Here is a 14,449-nt window from a genome sequence, read left to right on the forward strand (position 1 = left end):
TTTAAAAAAAGAGATCACCATGACTCAACAGGCAACGCCAACTATTTTAACGCGCATTCTGGCTCGCAAAGATCAAGAGGTGGCTGAGCGTCGTCAAGCGGTCTCGGAATCCGATCTGCTCGCCCTCGGGGAGCAACAGAGCGCCCCGCGCGGCTTTATTGAGGCGCTTAATACGCGCATCGCGGCGGGTGATCCGGCGATTATCGCCGAGGTCAAAAAAGCCTCGCCCTCAAAAGGGGTGATTCGTGAAGAGTTTCACCCCTCGGATATTGCTAAAAGCTATGCGCAAGGGGGCGCTGCCTGTCTCTCCGTGCTTACCGACGCCGACTTTTTCCAAGGCCACGAAGACTATCTCATTGCCGCTCGTGATGTCTGCACGCTGCCGGTGATTCGCAAAGACTTTATCACCCACGGCTATCAGGTCTCGGAAGCACGCTCGATAGGGGCGGATTGTATTTTATTGATAGTGGCCGCCCTGGACGACGCACAGCTGCGTGACCTGAATCAGCAAGCCATTGCACTTGGCATGGACGTGCTGGTCGAAGTCCACGATGCCGATGAGCTTGAGCGTGCCCTGGCGCTGGATCTAAAGCTGGTGGGCATCAACAACCGCAACCTGCATACCTTTGAAACCAGCCTGAATACGACCCTGGATCTGCTGCCGCGCATTCCTGAGGGTATAACGGTGATTACCGAATCAGGTATTCACACCCGCGATGACGTTGAGCTAATGCGTGACCACAACGTTAACGGGTTCCTGGTTGGCGAAGTCTTTATGCGCGAAAGCGATCCAGGCTTGGCACTGAAGCGGTTATTCTTTTAACGCCGCAGCTTGTTAGCTCGCCGACCGTTTGGTTCTCCAACTGAGCACGGCAACGGTAAGGGCAGGCAGGAAGGTAACGGTGACAATTGCCGTACCGAGCAGCCCAAATAGCACAATGGCACCGACGCCGCGGTAAAGCTCGGTGCCTTCCCCGGGTAGAAACACCAGCGGTGAAAGGCCGCACAGGGTGGTAAGAGTCGTCATGGCAATCGGCCGTAAGCGACTCTCTACTGCCTGTTGAACGGCCTCGCGAACGCCCATCGACGCCGTGCGTAGATTCTCCCTTGCCTGATGAACCACCAGTATTGGGTTGTTGACCACCGTCCCCATCAGAATCAAGAATCCCAACATGGTGATCATATCAAACGGCTGACTGATGGCATTTAAGCCAATTTTCGGCAACTGAGCGCCCACGGTATTCATCAGCCATAGCCCCACAATCCCCCCAGCGGCGCCTAATGGAATAGTGGCAAGAATCAGTAGCGGGTAACCCCAGTGGGCAAAAATCGCCACCAGCAGCAGATACACAATCGCCAAGGCTATTAACGCATTGCCGGTAAGCGCTTGGCGGGTGGCGTCTAACTGATCCCCCGCGCCGGTCACGCTGACATTAATGTTGGCGGGTATGACGCCCTCATCGCGCAGTGGGTCGATTACCTCGCGCTGCATCTGCTCGATACCAGCTTCCAATGCCACGCTGCGGGGTGGGATGACGTCTAGCGTAACACTGCGGCGACCGTCTACCCGCCGCAGCGTAGCCGTTCCCACCGTCTCGCGAATCTCGGCAAGGGTATTGAGCGGAACGCTTATCCCCGAGGGTGTATAGATGGGTAGGGTGGCGAGGGCGTCCAGGTCGATATCGCCCGCCTCGGGGCCATAGCCGTAAAGGTCGATTTTCTCGTCGTCGAGATAGAAGTCATCCAGGTAGGCGCCGTTGGTGAGCACCGCGACGGTGGTGCCCAGGGCGTTGGTATCCAGGCTGACTTCTGCGGCGCGCTCCCAATTGGGATACACCTCAATCAGCGGCTGGCCAAGATCCAGGGCGGAGGGGCGTGACTGGATACGCGGGTTATCGAAAACGTCTTGCGCACGTTGGTAAATCGCATTAGCGGTGGTGTAAAGCTCGTTTAGATCGTTGCCGGCAATATCCAAAGTGATACTGCGCGTTCCGCCGTCATTGCTGGAGATAATCGAGCCACGGGCGGCAAAGGCGCGCATATCTGGGTATTTCTCAAAGCGCCGGGTGAGGGCGTCCATCAAAGCCTCAATATGGGTGGGGTCGATGGTTTCCGCAATGATCCGCAGGCTCTGCGCTTCGGCTTGAATGCCCATGGTGCGAATCGGCGGGATGTCGGTATCGCCGCCCTCGAAGCGCTCAGGATCCGCACCTACATGAGGCTCCAGCTCCTGCTGCAGGGTTTGGGCAATGGCATCCATGGTGGCCAGGTTGTAACTCGCCGGGGCGTTCATGCTGGCAAAGGTTTTGGCCTCTTCGCCTTCGGGCAGGTACTCGGCCGGGGGCGTCAGCCAGACAAAAATGCCGATACCCCCCACAATGCCCAGCACGATAGCGAGAAAGCGCCGGGAAGCCGTGCGAATCATGCCATCAACCACCCACAGGCAGCCGCGTACCCAGCGCGGCGATGACGTTGAAGCGCTCTCCTTACCACGAAAATCGATATGCGCGCCCAGGGTGGGAATAACGGTAATGGCGACCACCATGGAGACAATAATCGAGGTCGAGATGGCCACTGCAATATCGGAGTAGAGCTGCCCAGCTTCCTGCTGAATAAAGAAGATCGGCACAAAGACTAAAATAGTGGTCAGCGTTGAGGCGAGCACAGCGGGCCATACTTGCTTGACGCCCTCGAGAGCCGCTTCAAAGCGCGCCAAGCCACGGCGGCGCTGGGTCTCAATACTCTCCAGCACGACGATGGTGTTATCGATGGTCATGCCAATGGCGAAAGCGACACCCGCCAGCGAAATAACGTTGAGCGTGCGGCCCGCTAGCAGCAGGCCTAAAAAGGCGGCGATGGTGCAGATAGGAATGCCGATGACCCCGGCCATGGTGGCGCGGGCAGAGCGCAGGAAAGCGTACATCACTAGGGTGGCAAACAGCGCGCCCAGCCCAAGGTTGACCCAGACATTGGCAATCGATGACTCCACGTAGCGCACGTCGTCGCTAGAGAGCGTCATACGCATGCCCTGCTCGGCTAGCAGACCTTCATTAAGCGCCGCGACTTCGTCGAGCATGGCGCGCTTGATGTCGATCACATTGGCGCCCGGTTCACGGCGCACTTGCACGCTTAATACCGGCTGTCCGTCCGAGCTGTAAGCGCGAGAAGTGAGCTCGGCGTAGGATTGGCGTACTTCAGCCACATCGCTTAGCCGGGTGACCGCGTCGCCGTCGCGGATGAGGATCAGCGCTTCAAGGCTCTCCACATCCTCAAAACGGCCCACGGTACGCAGCAGGTAGCGGCGTTTGCCGCTCTCGAGGTTACCGCCGGAGACATCCTGGTTGCGGGCCTGAAGGGCGGCCTGAATATCAGCGATACTTAGTTCACGGGCGACTAGCGCTTCAGGGTCGATCAGCAGCTGCACTTGCCGCTCGGCACCACCGGAAACCGTGACTTCCGATACGCCGGCAACGCTCTCCAGGCGCGGGCGGACATTATCTTCCAGGTAATCGCGCATGGCGGGCATATCGAGCTGGCGCGGGTTACCCTCCCGAGGGCCAACGTTAAAGTACATAAAGGCGTTGGCGGAAAACGAGTTGGCGACGATGCGCGGCTGGTCGACGTTGTTGGGGTAGGAGTGTACTTGGCTTAGCGAGTTGTTAACCCGAATCAAGGTTTCGGTGAGATCGACGCCAAACGGGAACTCCAGCTCGATTTCGGCGCTGCCGCTGCTGGCGGTGGACTCCATGCGCTGCAGGTTGGGCACATTACGCAGGAACTCCTCCTGCTCGATCAAGATATCCTTTTCAATATCCTGCGGCGTGGCACCCGGCCATTGGGTCTCGATACCCACCACGCGGGTTTCCAGGTCGGGGATCATCTGTACCGGCATGCGCCAAATGGCGGCGATACCCAGAATCAGCAGGATCAGCGTAATAACGCTAACCAAGATGCCGTGACGAATAATGGCGGCAAACATACGGGGGGGCGGGCTCCTTTAGTCGTCGCTCAGGGACACTTCTTGCCCCTCTTCAAGCCGCTCATTACCGACGACGATCACGCGGTCTCCCGCTGATAGGCCCTCATTGACGGCGACCTCTCCCTGGTAGCTACTGCCGATCTCAACCCGCTGCTCGAACGCCTGCCAAGTATCATCACTCTGGCGGGCTAGCCAAACGCTGACGCTGCCATCCGGGCGGCGAATGAGGGCATCCCGCGGCACGCTGGGTCCGCTTTCGCCGTTAAGCTGCAAACGGCCTTCCACCGCCATACCCGGTAGCATTTCAAGGGGTGTTTCAGGTGCCGCTCGCAGCAGAAACTGCCTTGAGCTGGCATCGAGGGGAATACGCGCGAGGGTACGCGCCGGGTGCCATTGATCGCTGCCTTCTAAGCGTACCTCTAATTGAGAGCCCTCAAAGCGCTGGTAGGCAGAGAGCGGCACCGAGAAATCCAAGCGTAGAGACGCTAAATCGACCAAGGTAAGCAGGTTGTCACCGGGGTTGACCCACTCACCGATATTGCTCTCCCGGTGAGTGACCATGCCGTCAAAAGGGGCGCGTATTTGATGACGCTCCAACTGCAACTGGGCCAGCTCGTAGTCGGCTCGGCGCGCTTCAAGGGTGGCCTGGGCCGCCGCCAAAGCGCCTTCACGCTGACGGCGCTGGCTGGCGGCAAAATTTTGCGCCGAAAGCTGGTTGGCTTCGCTCACTAGGCGTTGCGCTTCGTCGCGTTCGGCTTCGGCCTGGGCCAGATCCGCGCGGGCACGCTGGCTTTCCAGGCTAATATCGCGGGTATCCAGTGAGAGCAGCGGCTGGCCTTGAGTGACTGTGTCGCCCATCTCAACCGTTAGCTCGCTGACCTGACCCGCTTCAGCGCTAGACAGCTGGGAGGTTTGTGGGGCGCTAACGCTGCCGGTCAATGGCAGCACCTCTATCCGAGGAGAGTCCGCCACCACCTGCGTCTCAACACGGTTTTCCTGAGCGATAGCGAGGGATGCTAGGCTCAGGGTTAGAACAGCGCCTGCGCCTAGGCGAGTCAGGGAAGAAAATAGAGACAACAAGGCAGCTCCTGAAAAATAGGAAACCTCTGATTAACTATTGCGCTTGCCCATACGGCGTTAAAAATCACCTCAAAATGCTCATTTACAATTCGTAAACTCCGCTTTTTCGTTGATTTTTGCCTTGTCTGGCCTGCGCTCATTACGTTAATAAGAGGCTCCCTGCAGTCAATGAACAGCGTGACAGCTTTTTGCACTGCACGCCGTTAGCTCCCTCAACGTTATACAAGGTTTAGTGTTTGTACAAATTTCAGCTGCGCTTTAGGGCAATGAGTAGCGCCTGCAAAGGGTGTTGCAGTACTTGATTCGAGTAGCGCTTCACCTGGCTGCGGCAGGAGTATCCAGTAGCCAGTAGCTTGCCTGCGTTTTCTTCGGTTTCCACCTGGGGTTGCCACGACTGGGCGTAGATGGTTTCTGACGTAGCGGCATTGCGGGTTTCATGGCCGTAGGTGCCGGACATACCGCAGCAGCCGGTGGTCATCAGCTCAAGCTCTAACCCAAAGGCCGCAAACACCTGCTGCCACGCTTTAGGGCTACCCGGTGCGTTGGTTTTCTCGGTGCAGTGGGAGAGCAGCTTGAAACCTGGGTCGGTTAGCTTAAGCGGGGTGGGCGCCAGCGTATTGATGCGGGTTGCCAGCCACTCTTGCAGCATCAGCACCTCGGGGACGGCCTCATTGCCTAGCGCTTTGACGTACTCCTGGCGATAGGTGAGGGTCATCGCCGGGTCGATGCCTACCAGGGGGATATCAAAACGGGCCAGGGTGCGTAGCCGTTCGGCCTGCTTGGCGGCGGTGCGCTCGAAGGCGCCCAGAAAGCCCTGCACCTGGAGCGGTTTGCCGTTCGGCGAATAGGGCATCACGAACACGCGTAGATTGAGGCGCGAGAGTAGCTCTACCACGTCCATGACCAGCTTGGCTTCAAAGTGGGTGGTGAAGGCGTCTTGCACAATAATCACGCTGTTGGCGCGCTGCTGCTCGGTTAACAGGGCCAGCGAGAGCGGCGTTGCCTCGGCAACGCCCCAGGCCTTCAACTGCTTTTTTACACTGGCCCGTGAAAGCGCCGGAGAATCGCTCATGCCCAGCGTGCGGCGCATCAGTTGCTCTACCCAACGTTGGCCAATCACGGCGTTATACAGCGGCGCGGCTTTGGCCAGGGTGGGCAGCATAAACTCGGTGCCGCCAATCACGTAGTCACGAATCGGGCGCAGGTAGCGGCCGTGGTAGACCTCTAAAAACTGTGAACGAAACTGGGGGACGTTGACCTTAACCGGGCACTGCCCCGCGCAAGACTTACACGCCAGACACCCCGCCATGGCGTCATAAACTTCGTGGGAGTAGTCGTGGTGCTGCTTGCGGCTTAGCGTGTTCGCCACCCGCAATGGAAAGCGTTTAATAAAGCCCCAGCCGCCTTCGGCTTTCTTCTTGCGTGACTCTTCAACGACGTCGATCCCCGCCTGGGTCTGCAGCCGCAGCCACTCACGGATCAAGCTGGCGCGGCCTTTGGGCGAGTGGCGTCGATCCCGCGTCGCCTTCCACGAAGGGCACATGGGGTCGTCAAGGTCGTAGTTGTAACAGGCGCCGTTGCCGTTGCAGTACACCGCGGCGTCATAGGCCTGCCAGGCACGCTCATCGATGGTGCGATCAAACTGGCCGCGCATGGGCACGCCATCGACCGTCAACAGATCGGGGTCGCTATCCTTCGCGATTAGCTCGCCGCTTTCGGCGGGCGAAGCGATCTTGCCAGGGTTGAGCTGGTTATAGGGATCGAAAGCGGCTTTTACTCGCTGTAGGCTGGGATAGAGTTCGCCAAAGAACTTAGGCGAATATTCGGAGCGTACGCCCTTGCCGTGTTCGCCCCACAGCAGGCCGCCATAATGCTGGGTAAGCGCCGCCACTTCATCGGACACCGCGCGAATAAGCTTTTCCTGCTCGGGATCCTTCATATCGATAGCGGGGCGCACGTGCAGTACACCAGCATCTACATGGCCAAACATCCCGTAAGAGAGCCCTCGGGCATCCAGCGCGGCGCGGAACTCGGCGATAAAATCGGCCAGATGCTCCGGCGGCACGGCGGTGTCTTCCACAAACGGAATCGGCCGCTTCTCGCCCTGCACATTGCCGAGCAAACCCACCGAGCGTTTGCGCATGGCGTAAACTTTCTGGATCTGCCCATGCCCCTCGGCCAAGGTGTAGCCTAGGCGCTCAACGGTGCTGTCTTGGCTTAAATGATCAGTGAACGCCCGTACTCGCTCGGCCAAGTGCTCAGGATCATCGTCATTAAACTCAATCAGGTTGATACCGCGAATCGGCGTGCTACCGGTCGCCGGGAAGAACTCCGCTGCGCTGTCCCAGACGAAGTCCTCCATAGCCAGTTGCAGCACGGTGTCGTCGATGGTTTCAATCGAGGTAGGCTGCGCGCTGGCAGTCATTAATGCTTTGGCATCCCGCAACGCATCCATAAAGCTGGTGTATCGCACATTGACCAGGGTGGAGTGTTTGGGGATCGGCAATACATTGAGGACGGCTTCGTTTAAAAAGCCCAGCGAGCCTTCCGAGCCGCACAGCAGGCTGTTGAGGTTGAGCTGTCCCTCGCCGTCGCGTAAATGGGCCAAGTCGTAGCCGGTCAAGCAGCGGTTGAGCGGCGGGAATTTGGCTGCAATCAAGTCGCGCTGCTGGTCGATAATGTCGGCGGCGGTGGTGTGTACGCGGCCAAGAATACCTTCCTGTTGGCACTCAGCCTGCTCTTCGTCCGATGATAAAGCGCGGCTGTGCAGGTGCTTTCCACCGATCAGAATCGTATCGAGTTCCAGCACGTGATCACGGGTTTTGCCGTACTCGCAGCTGCCCTGGCCGCTGGCATCGGTAGAGATCATGCCGCCAATAGTGGCGCGGTTGGAGGTCGAAAGCTCCGGGGCGAAAAACAGCCCATGGGGCTTGAGCGCGGCGTTAAGTTGATCCTTGATTACCCCGGCTTGCACGCGCACCCGCCGTGCTTCCACATCGACCTCTAGGATCTGATTCATGTGGCGGGAGACATCCACCACGATGCCGTCGGTGAGCGACTGGCCGTTGGTGCCGGTGCCACCGCCCCTGGGCGTTAACACAATACTGCGGTGAGTGGTTTGCGCGGCCAGCCGGGTGAGACGCTCTATATCTTCGGCATGCTTGGGGTAGACCGCCGCCTGGGGTAGGCGCTGGTAAATCGAGTTATCCGTCGCCAGCACCGTGCGGTTGGCGTAATCGGGCGCGATTTCGCCTTCAAAGCCGCGCGTTTTGAGCGCCTGCAGAAAACGTACATACTCATTGCCCAAGCGTTCGAACGGGGCGGTACGGGTGTCCAAGGATGCAATCATAGTTGATCAAGCCGTCAGTGCCGGGGGCGCAATAAAAGAAGACCGCTACTTTACCGCAGCGGCTGCCCCGCTGCATCTTACGGTAGCGTTTTGCTCTGTCGCTTGCCCCACACCTGACTCCTCTCCTTAATCCACTCCCAGAGCCTCTTTTACCAATGCAGCAGAGGCGTCCGACATGGGCAGTGTTAGGGCAAGATCGTGGGCGCGGGGCGACATTTTGCGCCAGGTCATTTGCACGATCCGAACCATATGGTCGTGCTCGATCTTGCGCGAAAAGTCGGCAAAGTAGTTCTCTAGAAATACCAGGCAGGCGCAATCTTCCAGCGCTTGCACATCGGGGTCTCGGCCCAGGCCTTTCTTGCCAATAATCGCTGCGGCGCGCTCGGCTTCTTTGTCACTGTAGCCTGCGTCGCGCATTAGCTGGACGGTGGTATCGCCTGCGCGCTTGCCCTGGTCGCGCCGCCAGGTTAAGTAGCCCACACGCCCTTCGGGGTACTCCTCACGCGGCACTAACCAGCGCTGTAAGTGCTGTGCGCGTACGGCTAAGCGCAGCACGTCATCGGGCGCGTCATGCACGCGGTCTAGCCAGTCGCTCATGCGCTGGGCATAGGCCAGTTCCTGAGGCATGGATGTGCCATCGGCAAGCGTCGTGGAACGCGGATCCTCGGCGTGAAGAGCATCAATGGCGGCAAGCGTTTGATCAAAAGCGGTAGGCATGGCAACGGTGCTCGGCTAGAAGTAATGCTAATAGGTTGCCGAGAAACCGTACGAATCACAACACTCTACGTACGCATCTGACACCGCCCATGGCCCACCGCCACGCTTTTGCCTACAATAGCTCTTTTTATGCACGCGCATCAGCGCGTTGCTCTTATTGTTTTCAGGCCAAGGGACAGGATTCATGCTCGATCCGAAACTGCTGCGTGGTGATCTTGACACGGTTGCTCAACAACTGGCCCGCCGGGGCTTTGTGCTTGATAAAGCGGGGCTGCAGGCGCTGGAGTCGCGTCGCCGCGAACTGCAAACGCAAACCGAGCAGCTGCAAAACGAGCGCAATATGCGCTCCAAGGCGATTGGTAAAGCCAAGGCCAACGGTGAAGATATTCAACCGCTGCTGGATGAAGTCAGTGATTTAGGCGATCGCCTGGATAAAGCCAAGCGCGAGCTGGCCGACGTCCAGGAAGAGTGGGACGACGCTATCAGCGGTATTCCCAACCTGCCCCACGAAAGCGTGCCGGAAGGCAAAAGCGAAGCCGATAATGTTGAGCTGCACCGCTGGGGAACGCCGCGGGCGTTTGATTTCGAGGTGTTGGATCACGTTGATCTGGGTAAAAAGTCGGGTTATCTCGATTTCGAGCTGGCGGCGAAAATCACCGGTGCCCGCTTTGCGGTCATGCGTGGGCCGATTGCGCGCCTGCACCGGGCGTTGGCGCAGTTTATGCTGGATACCCAAACCGAACAGCACGGCTACGAAGAGTGCTACGTGCCGTATATGGTCAACCGCGATTCGCTGATGGGCACCGGCCAGCTGCCGAAGTTTGGCGAAGATCTGTTCAAGCTGGACGATGAGCGCGATTACCATCTGATCCCGACCTCCGAAGTGCCGCTCACCAATTTTGTGCGCGATGAAATCGTTGAGCTGTCGGCCTTGCCGATGAAGCTTACCGCGCATACGCCGTGTTTCCGCTCTGAAGCGGGCTCACACGGGCGCGATACTCGCGGCATGATCCGTCAGCATCAGTTCGATAAAGTCGAGATGGTACAGATTGTGGAGCCGGAGAAAAGCTACGCAGCATTGGAAGAGATGCGCGGTCACGCCGAGGCGATTCTGCAGGCGTTGGAGTTGCCTTATCGCGTGGTAACGCTGTGCACTGGGGATATGGGCTTTGGGGCGACTAAAACCTACGATTTAGAAGTGTGGTTACCCAGCCAGGAGACGTACCGGGAGATCTCGTCGGTTTCTAACTGCGAGGATTTTCAGGCGCGGCGTATGCAGGCGCGTTATCGCCACCCGGACTCTAAAAAGCCATTGCTGCTGCATACCTTGAATGGTTCTGGACTAGCGGTGGGTCGTTGCCTGCTGGCAGTGCTTGAAAACCACCAGCAGGCGGATGGCTCTGTAACTATTCCTGAGCCGCTACGTCGCTACCTGGGCGGCCTGGAGCATTTGGCCCTTTAAGCGCCCACTCAACGCTAACCCCGGCATCAATACGAATGGTGCCGGGGCTGTAATCAATGGCGGCACCCGATTGGTTGGCAGCAGAATCGCTTTCTGCCCGCATTGCCATCATGCGCGGCTGGAAAATAGGCGATTGCGTTTCTTCAATGCGCTGCACATGGCCAAGTTCGGCATCTAAGCTGTCGGCCATCAAATTGGCCTTGTGCTGCGCTTTCTCTAGCGCTTTTACCAATGCTTCATCGGTGGCGGCATCACGGTCCTGTAGATCGAATTGCACGCCGTCCAGCGAGTTAACACCTGCGGCAATCAGTGCGTCTAACACTTCGCTTAACTGCTTAAGATCGGTAAGTTCGACGGTGATTGGGCGCTCCAGTCGCGTGCGCTGGAGTGTTTCATGCTCGCCGTCTTCGTTGCGCGGTCCTTGAATATGCTCAGGATAAACATTGAGCGAGCCAGCGTTAATGGCGGTGCGCTCAAGGCCCGTAGCTTCCATTTTTTCGATTAATTCGCTGGCGCGGGTCTCTAAACGCTCGCGCGCATCACTAAGTGCGCTACTATCGCTCTCTTCCAAGGTGGAAAGGGCGGGAGTGTTTTCCCATAGCCGCGCATTTAGGGTGGCTTTGTCGGGTTCTACCTCAACCCACGACTGCGCTTGAACATGCAGGCTGGGTTGGGGCGGGGTTGATGGTGAAGCGTGAGCAAAAGGAACGCTAAGGAGTGTCAATAGAGCACCACCTAGTAGGCCATTACGTAAACGTTTAGAGCCTGGTGTTTGAAGGTTTGCCGGTATTGCTTTCATAAATGTTTTCCTTAGAGAACAGGCAGTCGCGCCGCCAAGTTAAACCCTGATTTTAAAAGCTGTTTTAATAAGTTAGGGCAGACTCAGCTTGGAAGCGAAGTAGGAGAGAAAGTTCAGTACGGAAGAGTAGACGCAAAACAGTTACTTATTAATTGCACGGTTTGTGCAATATGCCGAATGTAGCCATTATATATGGATAACAAGCTAGGGATGGATTATGTCGAAAGTGTCTGATGAGGATTACCGTAGTATTCCACTCAATGCCACCTTGGCGCTTGCCGCGTTGGTAGTGATTATCGCTGGAATGAAAGCAGGCGCTGATTTATTAGTGCCACTTCTGCTGGCGATATTTATCGCTGTCGTGTGCACCTCACCGGTACAGTGGCTGCATCGCTGTGGTTTAAGCATGCGGATGTCGGCATTTCTGACCTTGATGGTATTACTGGCGTTTATATCGCTGATTGGCCTGCTGGTCGTTAATAGCTTTAGTACCTTTGTAACAGCGTTGCCGGAGATAGAGTCGCGGCTTTATGAGCAGTATTGGAACTTGCTTAATGCGCTCTCGTCACGGGGACTAGCCATCAATCCCGACCAGATCAACTCGCTGTTCGAAGGGGAAGATGAAGGCTCCTGGATGCCGGCGTTATTGGGTCAGCTCGGCAACCTCTTCATGCAAAGCATTATTGTTGGGCTGCTGGTCATCTTTATGCTGTTTGAAACGCTTAATGTACGCGACAAAGTCTCGCGTGCATTGGAGAATCCGGCCCCCAGCCTGAAACGCTTTAGTGAGTTCAGCTTAACGCTGAAGCGCTATCTAGCTGTAAAAACCATGATTAGCCTAGCTACCGGGGCGCTGGTATGGCTCTCTTGCATGATCGTAGGCGTGGATTTTCCGCTATTGTGGGGCGTGTTGGCCTTCGCACTCAACTTCATCCCTAATATTGGCTCCGCGTTGGCCGCGATACCTCCCGTGCTGTTACTGCTGGTCGCTCAAGATGGCGGTGCTTTTCAGGCGCTGCTACTTGCCTCCGCTTATTTAGTCATCAACTTTGTGCTCGGCAACCTGATTGAGCCGCGGGTAATGGGGCAGGCGCTGGGACTTTCCACTTTCGTAGCGTTTTTATCGCTGGTGGTTTGGGGGTGGATATTTGGTGCGGCGGGGATGCTGCTTTCTGTGGTGCTGACGATGACGCTGAAGATTGCCCTCGATAGTCATCCACAAACACGTTGGATCGCACGACTGTTAGGGCCTGGGAAGCGTCGCGTTAAAGATGGCCGGGCGAGTGATGCAAGTTTGCCGCCGTGGAAGCGCAGAAGCTAGGGTAGGGAGTACTGGCTAATGCTACCGCCGACAGAGTCGGCGGCTGTTAGAAGTGCTACACATTCATCAGGCGTTTTGTTCGATGAACTGCGTCAGTTGCGACTTAGATTGCGCGCCGACCAGTGAGGCGACTTTGGTGCCAGCTTTAAACAGCATCACGGTAGGTACACCGCGTACGCCTTGCTCGGCAGCAATTTCAGGTGCATCGTCAACATTGACACTAACGACTTTCAGGCTGTCCTGACGCTCTGCAGCTACTTCATCAACGACCGGGGCCATGACTTTGCATGGGCCACACCAGGGCGCCCAGAATTTCATTAGCACAGGCTGTTCAGCGTTGAGGACTTCTTGCTCAAAATTGGCGTTGGTGACATCAACATTATTAGCCATTTGCTTCTCCCGTTTGCGTTGCTCTTACTGTTTCGTTGCCTCAAATGGAGCAACGGTCATTACGCGATCAATTGGCGCTCGTTCACCGCGCCTCATCTCTATCACGATAAGCGTGGGCAGATGTTAGCGGGCGCGGAGGTTGCTGGCAAATTTCCCGTGTGGTGATTTATCTGAATAGCAGAAATTAATGGATGCTGGTAGGAAGATTTTTTTATAATATAAAAGTATTATTCATTTGTTTTTTATTCTATCTGGTGCTGTAAAGTGCGGCACCAGCGCCGCTTTCCATCAAACGCATCGTAGTAGCTGCGCAAAGATGTGTTTCAGGCGCGTCCTACATAGATCTGTTTAGAGAATAAATAAGGTGAGGATATGAAGCTACAACAGCTACGCTATATCTGGGAAGTCAATCGACATAACCTAAACGTCTCAGCCACAGCGCAAAGTCTATTTACCTCACAGCCAGGGATCTCCAAACAGATACGGTTGTTGGAAGATGAGCTTGGCGTCGAAATTTTTGCCCGCAGCGGGAAGCACCTGACGCGGGTTACGCCGGCCGGGCAGTCGATTATTGACCTGGCCGGGCAGGTTCTGCGCCTCACCGAAAACATCAAGCAGGTGGCCCAGGAGCATAGCGACGAGCGCCGCGGTAGCCTAGCCATTGCGACGACTCATACTCAAGCTCGCTACGCGCTGCCGCCCATTATCAGCGAATTTACTCTGAAATACCCTGATGTGGCGCTGCATATGCAGCAGGGTACGCCTAAGCAGATCGCGCAGATGGTCAGTGAAGGTCAGGCAGATTTCGCTATTGCGACCGAATCGCTAGAACTATTTACCGATTTAGTGCTGTTGCCGTGCTATCGCTGGAACCGCTGCGTATTGGTGCCTAAGGGGCATCCTTTGGCAACCCATAACGGCCCGCTGACCCTAGAGGCGCTCGCTGAACATCCGTTGGTGACCTATGTGTTTGGATTTACCGGCCGCTCGCAGTTAGACGATGCCTTTAAAGCCAAGGGCCTAACGCCCAATGTAGTGCTAACCGCCGCTGATGCTGACGTGATCAAAACCTACGTGCGGTTGGGCATGGGGGTTGGCATTGTGGCGCATATGGCCGTGGATGAAGCGCTTGATGATGATTTGGTAGCGCTCGATGCTAGCCACTTATTTGCTAGCTCCACGACCAAGATTGGTATTCGTCGTGGCACTTTTATGCGCGGCTATATGTATGACTTTTTAGAGCGCTTTGCGCCTCACTTAACCCGTGACCGTGTAGATGAAGCGCTAACAGCAGGCCCACGTCATGAACAGTCGCTGTTTGAGGACTTAGACCTGCCCGAGTATTGATTATT

Annotated in this window: 10 protein-coding genes; 4 read left to right on the plus strand and 6 right to left on the minus strand. The window is 56.7% G+C overall.

Going from position 1 to position 14,449, the window contains the following annotated elements; genetic code table 11:
- Positions 1 to 19 precede the first annotated feature (19 nt).
- Positions 20 to 823 carry an indole-3-glycerol phosphate synthase TrpC gene (trpC, locus tag ACXUPB_RS07530; protein ID WP_281662180.1) on the plus strand — a complete coding sequence of 268 codons (804 nt, stop codon included), beginning with the start codon at positions 20 to 22 and terminating at the stop codon, positions 821 to 823.
- Between the two features lie 12 nt (positions 824 to 835).
- Here the strand turns inward: trpC and ACXUPB_RS07535 are convergent, their stop codons facing one another.
- The 4 genes from ACXUPB_RS07535 to ACXUPB_RS07550 form a co-directional block, all read right to left on the minus strand.
- The gene (locus tag ACXUPB_RS07535) at positions 836 to 3,979 is read right to left on the minus strand and encodes an efflux RND transporter permease subunit (RefSeq protein ID WP_472956076.1); all 3,144 of its coding nucleotides are present in this window, start codon (positions 3,977 to 3,979) and stop codon (positions 836 to 838) included.
- An 18-nt stretch (positions 3,980 to 3,997) separates the two neighbouring features.
- Complete coding sequence (locus ACXUPB_RS07540; RefSeq protein ID WP_281662182.1) at positions 3,998 to 5,056, minus strand: efflux RND transporter periplasmic adaptor subunit; 1,059 nt, start codon at positions 5,054 to 5,056, stop codon at positions 3,998 to 4,000.
- 250 nt (positions 5,057 to 5,306) lie between these two features.
- The gene (gene ydiJ / locus ACXUPB_RS07545) at positions 5,307 to 8,408 is read right to left on the minus strand and encodes a D-2-hydroxyglutarate dehydrogenase YdiJ (RefSeq protein WP_281662183.1); all 3,102 of its coding nucleotides are present in this window, start codon (positions 8,406 to 8,408) and stop codon (positions 5,307 to 5,309) included.
- 126 nt (positions 8,409 to 8,534) lie between these two features.
- Complete coding sequence (locus ACXUPB_RS07550) at positions 8,535 to 9,125, minus strand: DUF4202 domain-containing protein (protein WP_281662184.1); 591 nt, start codon at positions 9,123 to 9,125, stop codon at positions 8,535 to 8,537.
- Between the two features lie 184 nt (positions 9,126 to 9,309).
- Here ACXUPB_RS07550 and serS point away from each other — a divergent pair, with 184 nt between their 5' ends.
- Positions 9,310 to 10,587: a serine--tRNA ligase gene (gene serS, locus ACXUPB_RS07555; RefSeq protein ID WP_281662185.1), complete on the plus strand. Its 1,278-nt coding sequence runs from the start codon at positions 9,310 to 9,312 to the stop codon at positions 10,585 to 10,587.
- On the opposite strand, the gene ACXUPB_RS07560 is transcribed toward serS, so the two are convergent.
- Entirely contained in the window at positions 10,532 to 11,386 is an 855-nt protein-coding gene (locus ACXUPB_RS07560; RefSeq protein ID WP_281662186.1) for an SIMPL domain-containing protein, read from the minus strand. The genes serS and ACXUPB_RS07560 overlap by 56 nt on opposite strands.
- A gap of 217 nt (positions 11,387 to 11,603) precedes the next feature.
- Between ACXUPB_RS07560 and ACXUPB_RS07565 the strand changes: the two genes are divergently transcribed.
- Positions 11,604 to 12,707 (plus strand): AI-2E family transporter, encoded by a 1,104-nt coding sequence (locus tag ACXUPB_RS07565; RefSeq protein ID WP_281662187.1) that lies wholly within the window; start codon positions 11,604 to 11,606, stop codon positions 12,705 to 12,707.
- Positions 12,708 to 12,773: 66 nt separating this feature from the next.
- On the opposite strand, the gene trxA is transcribed toward ACXUPB_RS07565, so the two are convergent.
- A complete protein-coding gene (gene trxA / locus ACXUPB_RS07570; protein ID WP_008959554.1) occupies positions 12,774 to 13,097 on the minus strand; it encodes a thioredoxin in 324 nt (107 codons plus the stop codon).
- Positions 13,098 to 13,469: 372 nt separating this feature from the next.
- Between trxA and cysB the strand changes: the two genes are divergently transcribed.
- Positions 13,470 to 14,444 carry an HTH-type transcriptional regulator CysB gene (cysB, locus tag ACXUPB_RS07575; protein WP_281662188.1) on the plus strand — a complete coding sequence of 325 codons (975 nt, stop codon included), beginning with the start codon at positions 13,470 to 13,472 and terminating at the stop codon, positions 14,442 to 14,444.
- Positions 14,445 to 14,449 lie beyond the last annotated feature (5 nt).

The organism is Vreelandella sp. DA03-1M (assembly GCF_055725665.1).